General features: G+C 42.6%; 13 protein-coding genes. 5 read left to right on the plus strand and 8 right to left on the minus strand.

Annotation, left to right across the window (positions count from 1 at the left end; translation table 11 throughout):
• Window positions 1-7: 7 nt before the first annotated feature.
• Entirely contained in the window at window positions 8-1,264 is a 1,257-nt protein-coding gene (locus tag FTT94_RS03450; RefSeq protein ID WP_180170231.1) for a carbohydrate porin, read from the minus strand.
• Between the two features lie 388 nt (window positions 1,265-1,652).
• On the opposite strand from FTT94_RS03450, the gene mutM reads away from it, so the two are divergent.
• Both mutM and FTT94_RS03460 read left to right on the plus strand, forming a co-directional pair.
• Complete coding sequence (gene mutM, locus FTT94_RS03455) at window positions 1,653-2,507, plus strand: bifunctional DNA-formamidopyrimidine glycosylase/DNA-(apurinic or apyrimidinic site) lyase (RefSeq protein WP_180170232.1); 855 nt, start codon at window positions 1,653-1,655, stop codon at window positions 2,505-2,507.
• Window positions 2,504-2,788 carry a peptidylprolyl isomerase gene (locus FTT94_RS03460; RefSeq protein ID WP_180170233.1) on the plus strand — a complete coding sequence of 95 codons (285 nt, stop codon included), beginning with the start codon at window positions 2,504-2,506 and terminating at the stop codon, window positions 2,786-2,788. The genes mutM and FTT94_RS03460 overlap by 4 nt, the downstream gene beginning before the upstream one ends.
• Window positions 2,789-2,901: 113 nt before the next feature.
• Here FTT94_RS03460 and mscL read toward each other — a convergent pair whose 3' ends face one another.
• Both mscL and typA read right to left on the minus strand, forming a co-directional pair.
• The gene (gene mscL, locus FTT94_RS03465; protein WP_078192339.1) at window positions 2,902-3,333 is read right to left on the minus strand and encodes a large conductance mechanosensitive channel protein MscL; all 432 of its coding nucleotides are present in this window, start codon (window positions 3,331-3,333) and stop codon (window positions 2,902-2,904) included.
• A 290-nt stretch (window positions 3,334-3,623) separates the two neighbouring features.
• Window positions 3,624-5,459, minus strand: a complete 1,836-nt coding sequence (typA, locus tag FTT94_RS03470; RefSeq protein ID WP_078192340.1) for a translational GTPase TypA — start codon at window positions 5,457-5,459, stop codon at window positions 3,624-3,626.
• A 173-nt stretch (window positions 5,460-5,632) separates the two neighbouring features.
• Between typA and FTT94_RS03475 the strand changes: the two genes are divergently transcribed.
• From FTT94_RS03475 to FTT94_RS03485, 3 genes are all read left to right on the plus strand, one after another.
• Window positions 5,633-7,003, plus strand: coding sequence for a uracil-xanthine permease family protein (locus FTT94_RS03475; protein ID WP_180021399.1), 1,371 nt, complete (start codon window positions 5,633-5,635; stop codon window positions 7,001-7,003).
• Between the two features lie 66 nt (window positions 7,004-7,069).
• A complete protein-coding gene (locus FTT94_RS03480) occupies window positions 7,070-8,104 on the plus strand; it encodes a methyltransferase (RefSeq protein ID WP_180021401.1) in 1,035 nt (344 codons plus the stop codon).
• The gene (locus FTT94_RS03485) at window positions 8,104-9,567 is read left to right on the plus strand and encodes an amino acid permease (protein WP_180021403.1); all 1,464 of its coding nucleotides are present in this window, start codon (window positions 8,104-8,106) and stop codon (window positions 9,565-9,567) included. The genes FTT94_RS03480 and FTT94_RS03485 overlap by 1 nt, the downstream gene beginning before the upstream one ends.
• 242 nt (window positions 9,568-9,809) lie before the next feature.
• Here the strand turns inward: FTT94_RS03485 and ligA are convergent, their stop codons facing one another.
• The 5 genes from ligA to FTT94_RS03510 all read right to left on the minus strand — a co-directional run bounded on the left by ligA (window position 9,810) and on the right by FTT94_RS03510 (window position 18,111).
• Window positions 9,810-11,843, minus strand: coding sequence for an NAD-dependent DNA ligase LigA (gene ligA, locus FTT94_RS03490; protein WP_180170234.1), 2,034 nt, complete (start codon window positions 11,841-11,843; stop codon window positions 9,810-9,812).
• Window positions 11,844-11,941: 98 nt separating this feature from the next.
• The gene (locus FTT94_RS03495) at window positions 11,942-12,994 is read right to left on the minus strand and encodes a cell division protein ZipA C-terminal FtsZ-binding domain-containing protein (RefSeq protein WP_180021407.1); all 1,053 of its coding nucleotides are present in this window, start codon (window positions 12,992-12,994) and stop codon (window positions 11,942-11,944) included.
• Window position 12,995: 1 nt separating this feature from the next.
• Entirely contained in the window at window positions 12,996-16,445 is a 3,450-nt protein-coding gene (gene smc / locus FTT94_RS03500) for a chromosome segregation protein SMC (protein WP_180170235.1), read from the minus strand.
• A 10-nt stretch (window positions 16,446-16,455) separates the two neighbouring features.
• Window positions 16,456-17,151 carry a GntR family transcriptional regulator gene (locus tag FTT94_RS03505; protein ID WP_180170236.1) on the minus strand — a complete coding sequence of 232 codons (696 nt, stop codon included), beginning with the start codon at window positions 17,149-17,151 and terminating at the stop codon, window positions 16,456-16,458.
• A 147-nt stretch (window positions 17,152-17,298) separates the two neighbouring features.
• Window positions 17,299-18,111 (minus strand): sulfite exporter TauE/SafE family protein, encoded by an 813-nt coding sequence (locus FTT94_RS03510; RefSeq protein ID WP_180008514.1) that lies wholly within the window; start codon window positions 18,109-18,111, stop codon window positions 17,299-17,301.
• Window positions 18,112-18,121: the final 10 nt, after the last annotated feature.

An 18,121-nucleotide genomic window follows, 5' to 3' on the forward strand; every position in this document is an offset into this window, starting at 1 on the left:
TTTGACATTAGAAGATTACCTTAGAGCTTAAACCAATTAAGAAAGCATCATCAACCCGATTTGTTGAGCCTGGGTTAATCACATATTGTAAACTTGGACGAATCATCAACCATTTCGTAGGGTTATGGCTATAGTTCAACTCGACATTATATTCTGCACTTGCATCAAATTTCTCAGCAGAAAGTCGATCATTGACATGCACACGGTTCACGCCCAAGCCAACCATATCGTTAGGTAAACGATCGGCCAATCCAATGTATTTCAAACCCAACTGCTGTGAGTTATCCACTTTATTGGTCACACGATCATGCCATGTAAAGTTTGCAAATGAATGTAAACCTTGCTTGCCTTCACCTGTCGACGTCAATTGCTGTTCTACGGCTAACCAACCTGCAAAAGTACGGTTTTTAGCATCAGCTGGATTTGCAATGTCTTTTTGATTTTTGACATCATCAGCCGTGTTATATATACCGCCAACACGGTAACTGCCTGCTAAACCATTCACCAATGCTTTCGGTGTCCAAATGATTTCTACAGGAATAGTTACACCATCGGCATCATCGGTATCCAAATTCCAACCATGGCGTTCCAAAGCATTTTCAGGGTTGTATTCATACACACCCGCTTGTACAGCAAGTTCTGGGCTAAGCTCTTGCTTCACACGTGCGCCCCACTGTGAAACTGGGGTATTCATCCAAATATTGCCTTGCCATTTACCCATTTGCGCAGCGCAAAACGCAGTACTGGCAAAGTCACAGCCCATCACGTTAAAGTCCATGCCCAAACCTAAACGGCCTGCTTTAATGCTTAAGCCTTGCTGTTTAAATTGCTTTTCAATAGACAGTTCAGATAAGCGAGTTTTCTGATTACCACGACCAAAATTGGCTTGTGCATTTGCTAATTGATGAACATCTCCTTGCAAATCACGAACTGAGGTACTTTGACCTTGACGAGCAGTCATTACAGCACGCACAGTCACGCCATCCCAACCTGCGAGTTTTTCCATATCAAGCTGTGTACCTAACCACAATTGGCTGGCTACCGTTGCTGAATGTCCCGGATTACGACCGCCATCGGCAAGATAGGCAGCATCAGCAGCAATATTGGCCTCAAACTTCACACCTTGTTGTGCAAGTTCGGTACGTTTACCATCCCAATCCCCGAGCATGTACTGACCTTTAGTGTCGAATGCTTCTGCGGCGTGAACATGTGTCATGGCTGCTGCAACAAATGCAGGTAGAAGAGCTAGACTGTATTTTTTCATGGTAAAACCTAAATCTGGAGAGAGTCTCTAGACAAGCCACAAGGCTTGAAATCTAATGTTGCAAAAATTACATAATTTTTCACGTTCTATCTCAGCATTATTTTTATCATTAACAAAACTTTAATTTATCAATAAATGATTTTAAATAAATCTATTGTTATGCAATATTTTTAGTTATTATTTTTCAATATCTTATATTTTTGAAAATTAAATTTTAAAATTCTGATCGCTTATTCGAACTCATCATCGTGACTTATTGGTTTACTATTCTCACAATTAATAATCAATAGCCTGTTCAAACATCCCCTCAGACCGCGATGAAACTTGCATTCTGTTGGGCTAGACCCAATAGTATGCATAACTTGAATGACCCATTGCTTCGACCTTTATGCCTGAATTACCAGAAGTAGAAACCACTAAAACCAGTTTATTGCCATTATTGAATGAAAAGGTTCTCAAAGTTGAGGTTTTTCAGTCGAGCCTGCGTTGGCCTATTCCTGACGACATTCAAAAACTCGTCGGACAAAAGCTGCTTCAGCTCAGCCGTCGATCAAAATATATTTTGGCTGAATTTGAACAGGACAGCATGTTGTGGCATTTGGGCATGTCTGGTAGTTTTCGGATTTGTGAAGGTCATGAAGCATTACGCAAGCATGATCATCTGGTAATTCATTTTGAAGATATGCAATTGCGCTATCACGATCCACGCCGTTTTGGCTGTATTTTATGGTTAGATGCATCGTCTCAAAGCAAACTGATTGACACGCTTGGCCCTGAACCGCTGAGTGATGCGTTTAATGCTGAATACTTATTCCAAAAATTTAAAAATAAGCAGACCAGTATCAAAGTATCGATCATGGACAATCATATCGTAGTCGGTGTGGGCAATATTTATGCAACGGAAAGCCTGTTTAACCTCGGCATACACCCTGCGCAGCCAGCATCGAGTTTGAGTTTTGAACAAGTTGAAAAAATGGTCATCGAAATCAAACGTATTTTAAAACAGGCAATTGATTTAGGCGGTTCGACTTTACGTGATTACACCAATGCGATGGGCGAAAATGGTTATTTCCAACAAACTCTGCTCGCCTACGGACGTGCCGGTGAAATGTGCATCAACTGTGAAACCATCTTGCAAAATATCAAACTAGGGCAACGTGCATCGGTGTTTTGCCCAGAGTGTCAGCCTTTAAAAAAGGTTAAAATGCTGACTAAGAAAACCGTGAAAGGAAATAACGCATGAAGTCTGCGATTGTTCGCCACATATTAGTCAAAGATAAAGAACTATGTGAGCAACTAAAAAAGAAAATCAAAGGCGGTGCGGACTTTGCCAAAATTGCAAAGCAGCATTCGACATGCCCTTCGGGTAAAAAAGGTGGCGAGCTTGGCGACATTAAAAAAGGCCAGTTGGTTGGCCCAATTGATAAAGCGGTATTTACCCTACCCGAACGTGAACTTCATGGCCCGATCAAAAGCAAGTTTGGCTGGCATTTGTTAGAAATTAAGTTTCGGATGGATTTTTAATCTCCTAAATCCCTCCTTTGAAAAGAAGGAATTCCCCTCCCTTTTTAAAAGGAAGGTCGGAAGGGATTCAATAAAAAACGGCACTTCAAAGTGCCGTTTTCACTGCTAAAGGATTAACCTTTACGTTTTAATTCATCACGAATTTCACGAAGTAATTCGATATCTTCTGGAGTCGCCTCTGGAGCTGGCTCTTCAACTTTTTGACGGCGCAATTTGTTCATCAATTTCACTAACCAGAATACGACCCATGCCAAAAGCAAGAAGTTGATTAAGATAGTTAAGAAGTTACCGTAAGCCAAAACATTAAGGCCTGCATCCTGTGCTGCTTTTAGCGTGGTTAAATTGTTTGGGTTATCGCCCAATACTAAGAACCAATTTGAATAATCAACGTCACCACCAAGGATCCAAGAAATAAAAGGCATGATAATGTCTTTTACCATTGAATCGATGATTTTACCGAAAGCACCACCAATGATGACACCTACAGCCAAGTCCATCACGTTGCCTTTTACGGCAAATTCTCTAAATTCTTGAATAATACTCATGTGATCTCCAGAAATTTTTTCAGCTTTAATTTTGTGACGAAGTATACATTATATCTGTATAACTATTTCCACCTAATTTACTTGGTTTTTATTCGATTCTAAATGCCATGTATAAAAATTCACACAAAACATTTTTGATTTTGGTAATACATTCTATTAAAAAGGATTTATCAAAATTATGCATGTCGAATTAAATGAATAAAGTCATTCAATTTTTGCATTTTTATTCAAAACGCCCATGCATAAAAAAACCGCTAACCTAAGTCAGCGGTTTTTTTGAAACTGTAAAATTAAACGTTACGGTTACGTTTACGTTCGTTTTCAGTCAACCAGCGTTTACGGATACGGATTGACTTAGGCGTTACTTCAACTAATTCGTCGTCTTCAATAAATTCAAGCGCTTGTTCAAGCGTAAATTCAATGTGCGGAACAAGAGTCAACGCATCATCAGTACCAGAAGCACGTACGTTAGTTAGCTGTTTCGCTTTAGTTGGGTTAACAGTCATGTCGTCTGAACGTGAGTTAATACCAACGATCATACCTTCATAAACTTCTAACTGAGGTTTAGCGAATAGACGGCCACGGTCTTGTAAGCTGAATAGTGCATAGCCCAAGCAAGTACCTTGAACCATAGAAATCAACACACCATTTTGACGTTTCGCAACAGTACCTTGTTTCATAGGACCGTAGTGCGAGAAGCTAGAAGTCATGATACCTGTACCTGAAGTCATAGTTAAGAATTCAGAACGGAAACCAATCAAACCACGTGAAGGAACTGTTGCTTCAATACGGATACGGCCTTTACCGTCAACTTCCATATTGGTCATTTCACCTTTACGGTGACCCATTTGTTCCATTACAGCGCCTTGGTGCTGCTCTTCAACGTCAAACGTTACGTTTTCGTATGGCTCTTGTTTTTCACCATCAATTTCTTTGATGATTACTTGTGGACGTGATACGCCCATTTCGAAGCCTTCACGACGCATGTTTTCAATAAGAACTGAAAGGTGAAGCTCACCACGACCAGATACTTTGAAACGGTCAGGACTGTCAGTATCTTCAACACGTAATGCTACGTTGTGAATCAATTCGCGATCTAGACGTTCACGGATATTACGTGAAGTTACGAATTTACCTTCTTTACCAGCAAACGGTGAGTTGTTTACTTGGAAAGTCATCGATACTGTAGGTTCGTCTACAGAAAGTGCAGGTAAAGCTTCAACTGCTTTTGGATCACAGATTGTGTCAGAGATATGAAGTTCATCAATACCCGTTACACAAACAATGTCACCAGCAGAAGCTGATTCAACATCGATACGCTCTAAACCATGGTAACCCATGATTTTTAAGATACGACCGTTACGTGTTTTACCGTCTTTGTCAATTACAGTTACAGGAGTGTTTAATTTCACTGAACCACGTTGAATACGACCAACACCGATAACACCTACGAAGCTGTTATAGTCAAGTGAAGACACTTGCATTTGGAATGGACCGTCAACGTCAACCGCTGGTGGTTCAACGATGTCTACAATTGTTTCGAACAATGGAGTCATGTCTTCAGCAAGTTCTTCTGGAGATGGACCAGCCACACCACGAAGGCCTGAAGCATATACAACTGGGAAGTCTAACTGTTCGTCAGAACCACCAAGGTTGTCGAACAAATCGAATACTTGGTCAATTACCCAGTCTGGACGAGCGTTTGGCTTGTCGACTTTGTTAATAATTACGATTGGTTTCAAACCACGTGCGAACGCTTTTTGCGTTACGAAACGAGTTTGTGGCATTGGGCCTTCTTGAGAATCAACAAGAAGAAGTACGCAGTCAACCATTGACATTACACGTTCTACTTCACCACCGAAGTCGGCGTGTCCCGGGGTATCCACGATATTGATACGGTATTCAGTGTTAGTACGCTTGTCTAACCATTTGATTGCAGTGTTTTTTGCAAGAATGGTAATACCACGTTCACTTTCAATAGCGCCAGAATCCATTACACGTTCGATCTCGCCTGCGCGATCGCCAAGAGCACCTGATTGCTGTAAAAGTTTGTCTACAAGAGTAGTTTTACCATGGTCGACGTGCGCGATGATGGCAATGTTACGGAGAGTTTTAATATCTGACATGTGAATTCGATACGCCTAAAGTTTGAGGGCAAATTATACAGAAAAAATATAGATTTTAGTAGTGACAGTTTATTGACAATCGCATTTTTTTTGACGACTGGTACGCTTTTGGTTTTGTAAAGCTGTGTAAACAGATTAGAATAGCGCCACCTAGCCTTAATTTTCAGTGCCGCATGTCTGATTTAAACCAATCTCCCGAAGCAAAAGATCAACTCGATTTAGTCTATGGATTGAATGATCGACCAAAACCTTTTATTGCTTTTCTCGCTGCGTTTCAACATTTATTGGCCATTATTGTCCCAATTGTGACGCCGGGTCTGCTGATCTGTTTGGCACTTGGTGTGTCAAAAGAAGACACCAATATGATTCTGTCGATGTCATTGGTGATCTCTGGTATCGCAACCTTTTTACAATGTAAAAAAGTCGGTCCATTTGGTGCAGGTCTCCTGATTGTACAAGGAACCAGCTTTAACTTTATTGGTCCTATTATCGGTATTGGTTCTGCAATGGTTGCGGCAGGTACACCTGTAGAAGCAGTGATGGCATCTATCTTTGGTGTGGTGATCGCGGGTTCATTCATTGAAATGGGTGTGTCACGGATCTTACCGTGGGTGAAAAAACTGATTACCCCATTGGTAACAGGTATTGTGGTGCTATTGATTGGTCTGACTTTAATTAAAGAAGGCCTGATCAGCATGGGTGGTGGTTATCAAGCCATGGGCAATAAAACATTTGCCAATGCAGACAACCTCATCATGTCATGTACCGTTTTGGCACTGATCATTTTATTGAACCGTGTGCGTATTACATGGGTAAAAAGTTCTGCCATCCTAATTGCCTTAGTCGTGGGTTACATCCTTGCAGGCTTTATGGGTCATTTAAACTTTGATGGTTTAAAAGATGCGCCACTGGTTCAAATTCCAACACCGATGCACTTTGGCCTGAGCTTCTCTTGGAGCTTATTCATTCCAATGGCATTTATCTACCTTGTGACATCTTTAGAAGCGATTGGCGATATTACCGCGACTTCTAAGCTTTCAAATCAAGCTGTAGATGGCCCTGAATGGATGAAGCGTATTAAAGGTGGTGTATTGGTGAATGGTGCAAACTCATTCCTTGCCGGTATCTTTAACACGTTCCCAAGTTCTGTATTTGCGCAAAACAACGGTGTTATTCAGTTAACAGGTGTTGCAAGCCGCTATGTAGGCATTTGGATTGCTGCCTTATTGGTTATTTTAGGCTTACTTCCTGCTGTTGCAGGTGTCATTCAGGCGGTTCCACAAGCCGTACTTGGTGGTGCTGTGATGGTGATGTTCGGTGCTGTGGCTGCCTCTGGTATTAATATTTTGTCAGGCATTCATTTAGACCGCCGCGCACTATTAATCATTGCGATTTCATTGGCATTGGGTCTAGGTGTTGCACAAGTACCACAAATCCTTGAACATCTTCCTGAATTGTTCCGTAATATCTTCAGTTCAGGCGTTGCCACTGGTGGTATCGCTGCCCTTATTTTGAATATTGTTCTTCCTGAAGTGAAGAAGTAAGTTCATTTGTCAAAGAACACTGCCTAGGTTCCGCCCTAGGCAGTGTTTTTTATGATGGAGAAATCTATGGATCTCACAAGTGAAGTCGTTATACGACAGATCGATTTATTACAAGATCGCGTGCTTTTCGTAAATGCACCGACAGATGACTTACTCAGTCAATTGAATGACAATATTAAGCCATCGATTTGGTGCTGGAATTTTAATGATTTTCAGTACTTTCAAAATCAACAGTCAAACGTCCATTTTGGTGTCGATTTTCCTGAAGGTCAGTTTGATCAAGCGGTTATTTTTGTTCCGAAATCAAAAGAACTGCTAAATTATTTATTACACAATGTCGCAAGTCATCTTGCTCAAGGTGCATCTATTTTCCTCGTGGGTGAGAAAAAAGGCGGTGTTGAACGCGCTGCAAAACAATTACAGCCCTTTGGTAAAACACTAAAAATTGATAGCGCGCGTCACTGTCAAATGTGGCAAACCCTATTGGAAAAAACTGTCACACTGAAGCCACTGCAAGATTGGGTGCAAAAATATCCAGTTGAAACCCCAAATGGTGAGCTTACGATTTGCGCACTGCCGGGTGTCTTTAGCCAGAACCGTTTAGATGTGGGTACGGCTACCTTATTGCCTTATTTATCACAGATGACTTCGGGCAAAATTGCAGATTTTGGCTGTGGTGCGGGTGTTATCAGTGCTTATTTAGCCAAACTGAATCCTAAAAATCGTATTTTTGCCATGGATGTAGATGCCTTTGCACTAGCGTCTACACAAATGACATTTGAACAAAATTTGCTTGAACCTGAACAACTTGAGATTAAAGCGGTCACAGGAATCGAGGATGCTCCATTATTTTTACATGCCATAGTCAGCAATCCACCCTTCCATCAAGGGATTCAAACCGACTACAATGCCAGTGAAAATCTATGCAAAATTTCGCGCAGACATTTAAAGTCTGGGGGCGAACTTTGGATTGTAGCCAATCGATTCCTCAATTATCCGACTTTAATTGAGCAACATTATGGTCAATGTACAATCAAAGCCGACCAACAAGGATTTAAAGTCTTGTTTGCGAGCACGCAAAAAAATCTTAAGGAACAATGATGAGCGAAACTCAAAAACCAGCTCAGCTTCAGCGTAAGTTGGGTGCTCGCCATCTCAACATGATTGCAATTGGTGGATCAATTGGTACAGGTTTATTCCTTGCCTCAGGTGCAACCATTGCCAATGCAGGCCCGGGTGGCGCCCTGCTTGCATACTGCTTAATTGGTATAATGATTTACTTCTTGATGACCAGTCTAGGTGAGCTTGCAACACATAATCCAACTTCGGGTGCATTCTTTACCTACGGCACAAAGTATGTCGAGGGTGGTTTCGGCTTCGCTTTGGGTTGGAACTATTGGTATAACTGGGCAATTACCGTGGCATTTGAATTGGTTGCTGTCCAATTCATTATGAAATTCTGGTTTCCAGATATTCCGGGCTTCTACTGGAGTGCGATTTTCCTCGCAATCGTCTTTGCCATTAATGCGCTGACCGTAAAAGGCTTCGGTGAATCCGAATTCTTCTTCTCGCTTGTTAAAGTGCTCGCAATTGTTGCCTTTATCATTATCGGCCTGTTTATGATTGGCAAAATCATGCTGACACCGGGCGTAGAAACATTTGCCAACTGGACCAAGGGTGAAGCCCCATTTGTCGGCGGTTTATCTGCCTTGATTGGTGTGGCCATGATTGCCGGTTTCTCTTTCCAAGGGACTGAAATGGTTGGTGTGGCTGCAGGTGAATCGAAAGATCCTGAAAAGACCATTCCTATTGCCATCAAGCAAATTTTCTGGCGGATCTTGTTGTTTTATATCGTGTGTATTTTCATTATCGGCACACTGATTGCCTATGATGACCCACGTTTATTACAAGCAGCATCTACTGAAAATATTGCACTATCACCATTTACCTTACTGTATGAAAAAGCAGGTTTTGCTTTTGCTGCATCGGTGATGAATGCGGTGATCTTGACTGCGATTTTATCAGCGGGTAACTCTGGTATGTACTCCTCTACTCGTATGCTGTTTGATATGGCACGTAAAGGCAGTGCGCCGAAAGTCTTTGGTCGCTTAGATGCACGTGGCGTACCGATGAATGCGCTTTATGCAACAACGGCGATTGCGGCACTGTGCTTCTTAACCACATTTATCGGTGAACAAGCGGTCTTTAACTGGTTACTGAACATGTCAGGTATGTGTGGCTTTATTGTGTGGCTCGGTATTGCAGTTTCACATTATCGCTTCCGTAAAGGCTACTTGGCTCAAGGCAATAAATTGGAAGATCTTGCTTACCGTGCAAAATTCTTCCCATTTGCACCGTGGTTTGCCTTTATTTTGTGTGCCATCGTGGTCCTTGGTCAGAACTATCAAGCCGTTTTAGATGGTGAATGGTTGGCCGTTGTTTCTACCTATATTGGTATTTTCTTATTCCTTGCCATTTGGTTCGGTTATAAGTGGAAACACAAAACTAAGTTGGTTTCCTATCAAGAAATGGATGTAAAACCAATGAAAGTTGATCAAGAATAATGTGATCACTAAATAAAAAAAGCAGCCTAAGAGCTGCTTTTTTTATGGCTAAAATTGTGTCTCAATACATTCACGCTTTAACAAAATATTTCGTGAGTAATGTTGAGGAATGCTGTCTGATCTATCACCAACAACTGACACGCTCACTCAATCATGTTAAGCACCAAAAATAAAAACGCCCAATGCAATGCATCAGGCGTTTGTTCAAAAGTAACTACGTTTTCAGGTTTGATTTTCAATACTTAAGAAGCATTATGCTGTTGTACAAAGGCAATAAACTCGTCTTCGCTCATCACAGGTACACCCAGCTTTTCAGCCTTTTCTAATTTAGAACCTGCCTTTTCACCTGCAACTACACATTTGGTTTTACCCGAAACACTACCACTGACACGTGCGCCTAAGGCTTGAAGCATTTGCGTCGCTTCATCACGACCCATGGTACTCAATGTCCCTGTAATCACCCAACTCTCGCCATTCAGCGGCTGACGACTTGGTGCAACGGGTGCATCCCAATGAATCCCAGCTGCCAACAAACGATCAACCACTTCGAGGTTATGCGGCGCTTGGAAAAAATCGACAATCCATTCAGCGGTAATATCACCAACGTCTGGCGTTTTTTTCAAGGATTCGAGATCTGCATGACGAATCGCATCAAAGGTTTGGAAGGTATTGGCGAGCATGCGTGCCGTGGTTTCACCCACGCCTCGAATACCGAGTGCATAAATAAATGCACCTAGTGTCGTTTTCTTACTGTTTTCAATAGAATCGATGAGGTTTTGAACCGACTTTTCACCCATTTTTTCAATGGTCAGTAATTTTTCACGATGCTCAGGCAAGCTATAAATATCAGCAACATCTTTGAGCAGATCCAAATGTAAAAGAGATTCCGCCCAACGGTCGCCTAAGCCCTCAATGTCCATAGCTTTACGCGATACAAAGTGACGAATCGCCTCAATACGCTGTGCAGCACAGTACAATCCACCTGAACAACGTGCCAAGGCTTCACCTTCGGGCATCACCACTGGAGATGAGCAGACTGGGCAATATGCAGGTAACTGAACTTCTACCGTATCTACAGGTCGGAATTCAGGCCATACTTTTTCCACTTTGGGAATCACATCGCCACTACGGTAGACACTGACTGTATCACCCACACGTACATCTAAACGGTGAATTTCACCAATATTATGTAGAGTGACATTGGAAACCGTTACGCCACCGACTGCCACAGGGTTTAAACGCGCGACTGGGGTTAAAGTCCCTGTACGCCCCACTTGCCAATCAATATTTTCAACTGTCGTCAGCGCTGCAACTGCAGGGAATTTATATGCCGTTGCCCAGCGCGGTTCACGACTTAAAAAGCCCAGTGTTTGCTGTTGCTTCAGGCTGTTTACCTTAATCACCATGCCATCAATTTCAACGCTCAGGCTTGGACGATCAATGATCATTTGCTCATATGCAGCTTGTACGTCCTGAATGCTGTCACATATAAAGTGACGTTCACCGACAGCAAAACCAAACTGTGTCAGCCATTCTAAGCTAGCAGACATGGTGGTTTGCCCATGATGTGGTTCACACTGTGCAATGCCATAGGCATAAAAAGCCAAAGGACGCGAAGCCGCAATTGCAGGATCGAGTTGACGTAAGCTTCCTGCTGCTGCATTTCGTGGATTGGCAAAGGTTTTTTCACCTTTGGCTTCGTTTTCAGCATTAAGCTTTTCAAAGCCTGATTTTGGCATCAGGACTTCACCACGAACTTCAAGCAGACTTGGAATATTGGTCTGTGTAGAAGTCAGTACTTTAGGCAAATTACGAATGGTTTTTACATTTTGGGTAATATCTTCCCCTGTTTCACCATCGCCCCGTGTCACACCACGGATCAAAATACCATTTTCATACCAAAGAGAAATCGCCAGCCCATCAAATTTTAATTCGACATCATATTCAATTTTTTGATTCGGTAAGCGCTCTTCTACGCGGCGTGCAAAGGCAAATAAATCTTCTGCATTAAATACATTACCCAATGACAACATGGGTACTGCATGTGTCACCGACTCAAATTTGGAGAGCGCTTTACCACCCACTTTATTGGTCGGGCTATCGGGTTGAGTTAGCTCAGGATATTGCTCTTCAAGCGCTTTTAATTGGTGAAAAAGTTGATCATATTCACTGTCCTCAATTTCTGGCGTGTCCATGACATAGTAGGCATGGTTATGCTTCGCCAAGAGTTGAATCAGTTGTCGCATCTGTGCAACGACAGTGGATTGTTGTGTCATACATTCACCATAAAAAAGGGCGGTTCATACTCCGCCCTCAAATTTCATTATCTGTTGCTATTATAGAAACCCACTCGGTGAGTTTCAATCAAAGACGCTTAGACTTCGATGGCTTGACCTTGACGATAATCAATCGCTTGATGGCGCCAATGTTCACGCATCTGCGGTGTAAATTCTTGGTTATTTTGATCATACACAGTACCGTCAATTTCACGTGCAATTAGACGTGAAATGCTGTCCATAGTATCAAAGGCATTTTGTACATCGCTGTGTGGAAGCGCTAAGAAGAAGGCCAAACCTTTTACTTCTTCAGTCGATAAAGTTTCAAGATCAAAACCTTGCGCAGCGCCATCATTATTCATTTGTAATACAGAGAATAATAACTTTGTCCCTTCTTCATCATAGCGATGGAAACAGGCCATTTCGCCAAAACGCAGACCGTACTTCAGCAACACTTTTAATGCTTTTTCACCTGACAAGGCACGGCTATCCGGGAACACATTTAAGGCGATATAAGTTTCCGCAGTTGCTAAAGCACTTTCTTCATCAACAATTTTTTGTTCATGTAAATGAGCATCCAAAATACTGCTTTCTTCATCAAAATCGCTAATTTCAGCTTTTTCAATTGCACTATTTACACTAAATTCTGGTGCTTTTTCTGCAGGAACAGCGTCAGCCTGAACATTCGTCGCAGGAGTCGCTGCGTGATTGGCATCGGTGGCTACAGTTGCAACCGTTGCAGATTCTGTTGTTTCTGTAGACAATGTATTGTCTTCTGTTGCAGTTTGAGCTTTTTCAACTGAAACGGGATCCGTCGTAGTCGTCTCAGTCTTTGCCGTCGCCTCAGCGCTCTGCTCTGCTTGTTCCGTTGCCGTTGCTTCTGGAGTTACATTCGCTTGAACAGCTTCAGTCGTTTCAACCGCTGTGACTTTTTCCTCAGCCAAAGTCGGCTCTACACGTTGCGTGGTTTCAGGTGTATTTAACTGATTTCGTACATGGCGCGGAATAACAGGTTGCTGACTATCAGGGTCAATATGTAATTCGGTGTCGAGTGATGGCGCTGCATCCGCAGGTTTACGAAACATCATTCGAATGCCCACAACCATGATAATTACAGCGATTACAATCCCAGCTATAGTGGTGATTTCCATGTTATGCCTCCGCAGCTAAACCGTATTCTTTGGCTTGCTCTATATTCACAGTCACTAATTTTGAAGTTCCTGGTTCTGGCATGGTCACACCAAGTAAGTCAGTTGCCATTGTCATAGCCAGTTTATTGTGTGTAATGTAGATAAATTGCACTTGTTCTGAAAGCTCTTTTACAAGATTACAAAATCTTCCTACATTTGCATCGTCTAAAGGTGCATCGACTTCGTCTAAAACGCAAAATGGTGCAGGATTTAGGCGGAAAATCGCAAAAACCAAAGCCAATGCGGTCAATGCCTTTTCACCACCCGACAATAATGCCAAAGAGCTATTTCGTTTACCCGGTGGTCGTGCCATCAGTTTTACACCTGATTGCCAACCATCTTCAAGGCTTAAACTTGCTTCACCACCATTAAATACTTTCGGAAACAACTCTTGAAGTTCAGCATTGACCTTATCAAAAGTAGTCATAAACAGCTTTCGAGTTTCCTGATCAATGCTTTTCATCGCGGCTTGCAGTTGTTCAACGGTCTTTTGCAAGTCATCAATTTGGTGGCTTAAATCATCAAAGCGTTTAGAAACTTCAGTATATTCTTCTGCCGCAGCCAAGTTGACTGCACCCAATTTATCAAACTGCTGCTGTGCTTTTTCTAGTTTTTGCTGATGGGATACCACATCAATGCTTAAACCTGTCAGCATTTCGCTGTTCATTTCTTTCAGCTGTTCAGAATAATGCTGCAAATCAGACTGCGCGGATTGCCAAGCCAAACGCTTTTCTTCCAATTGCGTACGCAATTTTTCATCTTGCTGTTGATGTGAATGGCGTTGTTCCGTCAATGTCTGTTGTTTGCTCTGAACATTATTGAGTTCAAGCTGCCAGTCATTCCAGGTTTTTTGTAAACGTTCAGTGACTTGAGCCTGTTCAGAATACTGTGACTCAAGCGCAGGCAATTCTAACTGTACTGGATCGACAAATTTCTTCGCCTGTTCCATCTGTCCAATAATTTGCTGAGTTTGCGCTTTTAAAAAGACCGTGTCTTTTTCTAATAATTCAATCTGTTGTTTCGTCTGTACAGACTGACGACGCACGATTTCCAATTCTTGCTGACTGTGTAATGCCACTTGCTGAGCACTTTCCAGCGCTAGACTCAATTCCTCAACTTGGAATTGCAAGGTCTTATAATTTGGCAAGGCTTGCTCAAGCTTCATTGTCAGCGCATGCAGATCAATTTCCAAATCGTCTTTTTGCATGGCATCTTCTTCAAGCTGTGCTTCAAGTTGCTGTAATTGATCTTCTAACTGCTGCTTTTGTAATGCAAAAGCCTGATTGGAACTTTGTACCTTCGCAATGGCAACATCAGCATTTTGAATGTCTTTTTGCCAATTTTTTAATTGGCTATGTTGCTGTTGCAGATTTTGCTGTAAAGCTTGTACGGCATTTTGCAACTCAGGCAATTGGCCTTCTAGTTGCGTTAGCTTTGGCTGCTGCTCTGCAAGTAATTCAGTCAATTCATCTAAGCGAATACGGTGGCTCAATGCACCTTGCCCTGCTTGGCTGTCCTCATCATAGTCCAGACCAATCACCCAATCTGCACCGACATGATAACCATCGAGCGTGAGTATCGACTGACCAGCAGCCAGTTTAGCCTGATGACTCAATGCCACCGTCAATGTTTCAGCAATCGCGACCTGCTGCCAGATCGAAAGTTGTGGTGCTTCAATCCACGTCGCCAAAGCATCTAATCCAACGATTTGTGCTGCGGTGTGGTTACTGCCTTTGACCTGACGTGCAATACTGTCTTGAAAATTATCACTGTGTCCTAAAACTTGAGCACTCAGCCATTTAGACAAAAATTTCTCGACCAGTTGCGCATGCTGTTTGCCTTGCGTGCTCAACTGCAACTGCTGCATTAAATGTTGACGCTGGCTTTGCTGCTTTGGACTGGCTTTAATCATCAATTGGTTTAGGTTTTTCTGCTCTGACAACAGTACCTGTATTTCTGACTTTAGCTGCAGCACCATATTTTTATGCTGTGCCTGCTGTTCTTGTGCAGCTGCAAGCTGTGTCTGCGTTTCGGCAACTACCAGCTCTTGTTGCACAATTTGCTGTTCGAGCTGTTGCTTATCTTGCTGATACTGCTCCAGCTCATCTTGCTGCGCCTGATGCTGAATTTGACTTCTTTGCTGTTGCAGGGTCTCACGCTGTTGCTCAATACGACCAATATTTTTGGTCAATTGTTCACTCTGCGCCAACATCTGTAGCTTTTGCTGTTGCTGCTTTTCGACTTGCCCACGGCATTGTTCAAATTGTTGAACCGCTTGTTGATACTGAGCTTTCAAATCGGCTAACTGCTGGGTCTGATCTTGACTACTGCTTTCTTGACGCTGTAATTGCTCAACAAATCCATCTTGCTGTTCTTGCAGCGTTTCCAGTTGTAACTCTAATAGCTGTAAACGTTCTTTGGTTTGGACTTTTTGCTTTTCAAGCTCCACCAAACTTGCCGAATTTTGTGCAAATAAACCCTGCTTTTGCTCCAGCGTCATTTTCAACTCAGACAGTTTCTTTTCCGCCTGTTGCCATTCGCTTTGTAATGGCGTGGACTGTTGAATAAGCCGTTGAAATAAAGCACTGGTGGAAGATAAGTCATGCTCTAAGGTGTTCAGCTCAGAACGCACCAGTTTGAAAGTTTCCCCAAGCTCATTCATATGAAGCGTGTATTCTTGCTGTAAACGCATACTTTGTTCACATTGGAAAGACAGCACTTCAATTTTAATCGTGCGAATTTGGGTTTCTAATTCTTTGTATTGCACCGCCGTTTCAGACTGACGTTTTAAGGTTTTCAGCTGAGACTTTAGTTCGGATGCAATGTCTTCGAGGCGTTCTAAATTTTGAGTGGTGTGTTCTAGATGCTGCAACGTTTCACGACGACGGGCTTGATAGCGAGAAACCCCAGCGGCTTCTTCAATATACACGCGCATTTCTTCAGGTTTGGCATCGACCAAACGGTTGATCATGCCCTGTTCAATAATCGCATACGAACGCGGACCTAAACCGGTGCCTAAGAAAATATCGGTAATATCACGACGGCGGCATTTGGTGCCGTTGAGGAAATATTCAGATTTACCATCACGATTGACCTGACGGCGAACTGCCAGTTCAGTATAGGCATTATAAGCACCACCTAACTTGCCATAGGTGTTATCAAAACGCAGTTCAACACTCGCCATCCCGACTGGTTTACGCTTTGCCGTTCCGGTAAAAATAACATCTTGCATGGTGCCACCACGCAATTGACGGGCACTGGATTCACCCATAACCCAACGAATGGCATCAATCACATTGGATTTACCACAGCCGTTCGGTCCAACAACCGCACTACGGTTGCCTTCAAATTTTAGAGTTGTGCTATCGGCAAAAGATTTGAAGCCGGAAAGTTTTAAACTGCTTAAACGCATAATGTCCTGATCAGCGGCGTGAACGTCTCGCCCACGCTAATTCGATTTGTTTCATCCGTGTTAGTGATTCCAACACAAGGTTGCGTAAGTGTCGACAAAAATCTTCCATAAATAAAGTGGCTTGATGTGATTTTCTGATTAAAACTGCATCAGTCACTAATTTAAACAAATCAAAAGATTCTTGTAGTTCACGTCGTGAAATATTCAGTGTCAGAAAATAACTGCGTCTGAGTGATGGCAACAATTCTTGGTAATAACGCATCAGGTAGGTATTTCCCACCATTTCATGCTGACGAGCCATGCCCTGAAAAATCAGATCATAAAACTTTTCAGTATTGCCTTGGCGAGTTTCCACGTCTAATTGTTCAAGTAATAACTGAATACACTCAGCTTCATGGCTGCGCCACGTTTCCGCCATACGATGCACAATTTGACCCAACAATAATGCTGCAATATCAAATAATGAGCGCACTTGTAAAGCCGACATTTCAGAGACTAAGGCGCCACGTCGCGGGTAGATTTCAATGAGCTGGGTCCGTTCTAAAATCAATAAAGCTTCACGAACAGAGCCACGGCTCACATCCAATTCGGCCGCAATTCTGAGTTCCTGAATACGCTCGCCTTCGACCAACTCACCGCGAATAATTTGTTCACCGATGTGTTTGGCAATTTGTTCTGACAAACTGTCCGCTTCTTGTTGTTGCATACTGTTCCTATCTTTTTTTTATAAGATGCAATGTTCAGATTTACACTCAATCTATTTGCATTAGAAACGATAAGCAACCTAATTGAACATGACATTGTCTGACAATCTTGTGTCAACAAAGCCAATTTTTTCAGTCAAAACGGACAATCATGCGCCAAAGGCTTGCACACCTTGGTAAATAAAATAGCAGCCGACTGTTGTTAATAAACATGCAAAACAACGCTTTAGCATAAATGGCGACAACATATGAGCCACTTTCGCACCCAATTTCGCAGTGATGAAGCTCATTACACTAATCCCGATAAATGCATAAATATGGATATAGCCAATGGTATTGGGAACCACGATATCGGCTTGATGACCGAACCACATAAAGCCGAGTGCCCCTGCAATCGCAATCGGTAAACCACATGCAGCAGACGTTGCGACTGCTTTTTGCATAATGACGCCATTTTTATTCAAATACGGGACGGTTAAGCTGCCACCACCAATTCCGAAGATCGCAGAGGCAATCCCAATGCCACCGCCTGCTGCCATTTGCATGGCTTGTGAGGGTAAATGTTTATTCGGATCGACAGGTGTCGCAGCACCGCGAAACATTTTAAAGGCCACCCAGACTGCAAAAAAGCCGATTAACAGTTGCAAACCCTGCCCTGAGAGATAATCTGCAATGCCTGCACCGAGAAATGAACCGATCACCAAACCCGGTGCCAAATTCCGAAAGACATTCCACAGCACTGCACCTTTTTTATGATGAGCCGAAACCGAACTGAGTGAGGTCACAATAATCGTGGCCAAAGACGTGCCTACTGCCATGTGCATAATCACACTGGGGTCATACTGAAGTTGGGTAAAGACGATGAATAAAATCGGCACAATAATCAGGCCACCGCCAACACCAAATAGCCCCGCAGCAAAACCAGCGATTGCACCAATCAGTAAATATATGATTAACTCCATCAATATTATT

This window comes from Acinetobacter sp. YH12027 (assembly GCF_013420085.1).
Classification (GTDB): Bacteria; Pseudomonadota; Gammaproteobacteria; order Pseudomonadales; family Moraxellaceae; genus Acinetobacter; species Acinetobacter amyesii.

Excerpts from the sequence above, each read along its gene's own strand:
- FTT94_RS03450 (WP_180170231.1), bottom strand. The coding sequence starts at position 1,264 with ATGAAAAAATACAGTCTAGCTCTTCTACCTGCATTTGTTGCAGCAGCC.
- mutM (WP_180170232.1), top strand. The coding sequence starts at position 1,653 with ATGCCTGAATTACCAGAAGTAGAAACCACTAAAACCAGTTTATTGCCA.
- FTT94_RS03460 (WP_180170233.1), top strand. The coding sequence starts at position 2,504 with ATGAAGTCTGCGATTGTTCGCCACATATTAGTCAAAGATAAAGAACTA.
- mscL (WP_078192339.1), bottom strand. The coding sequence starts at position 3,333 with ATGAGTATTATTCAAGAATTTAGAGAATTTGCCGTAAAAGGCAACGTG.
- typA (WP_078192340.1), bottom strand. The coding sequence starts at position 5,459 with ATGTCAGATATTAAAACTCTCCGTAACATTGCCATCATCGCGCACGTC.
- FTT94_RS03475 (WP_180021399.1), top strand. The coding sequence starts at position 5,633 with ATGTCTGATTTAAACCAATCTCCCGAAGCAAAAGATCAACTCGATTTA.
- FTT94_RS03480 (WP_180021401.1), top strand. The coding sequence starts at position 7,070 with ATGGATCTCACAAGTGAAGTCGTTATACGACAGATCGATTTATTACAA.
- FTT94_RS03485 (WP_180021403.1), top strand. The coding sequence starts at position 8,104 with ATGAGCGAAACTCAAAAACCAGCTCAGCTTCAGCGTAAGTTGGGTGCT.
- ligA (WP_180170234.1), bottom strand. The coding sequence starts at position 11,843 with ATGACACAACAATCCACTGTCGTTGCACAGATGCGACAACTGATTCAA.
- FTT94_RS03495 (WP_180021407.1), bottom strand. The coding sequence starts at position 12,994 with ATGGAAATCACCACTATAGCTGGGATTGTAATCGCTGTAATTATCATG.
- smc (WP_180170235.1), bottom strand. The coding sequence starts at position 16,445 with ATGCGTTTAAGCAGTTTAAAACTTTCCGGCTTCAAATCTTTTGCCGAT.
- FTT94_RS03505 (WP_180170236.1), bottom strand. The coding sequence starts at position 17,151 with ATGCAACAACAAGAAGCGGACAGTTTGTCAGAACAAATTGCCAAACAC.
- FTT94_RS03510 (WP_180008514.1), bottom strand. The coding sequence starts at position 18,111 with ATGGAGTTAATCATATATTTACTGATTGGTGCAATCGCTGGTTTTGCT.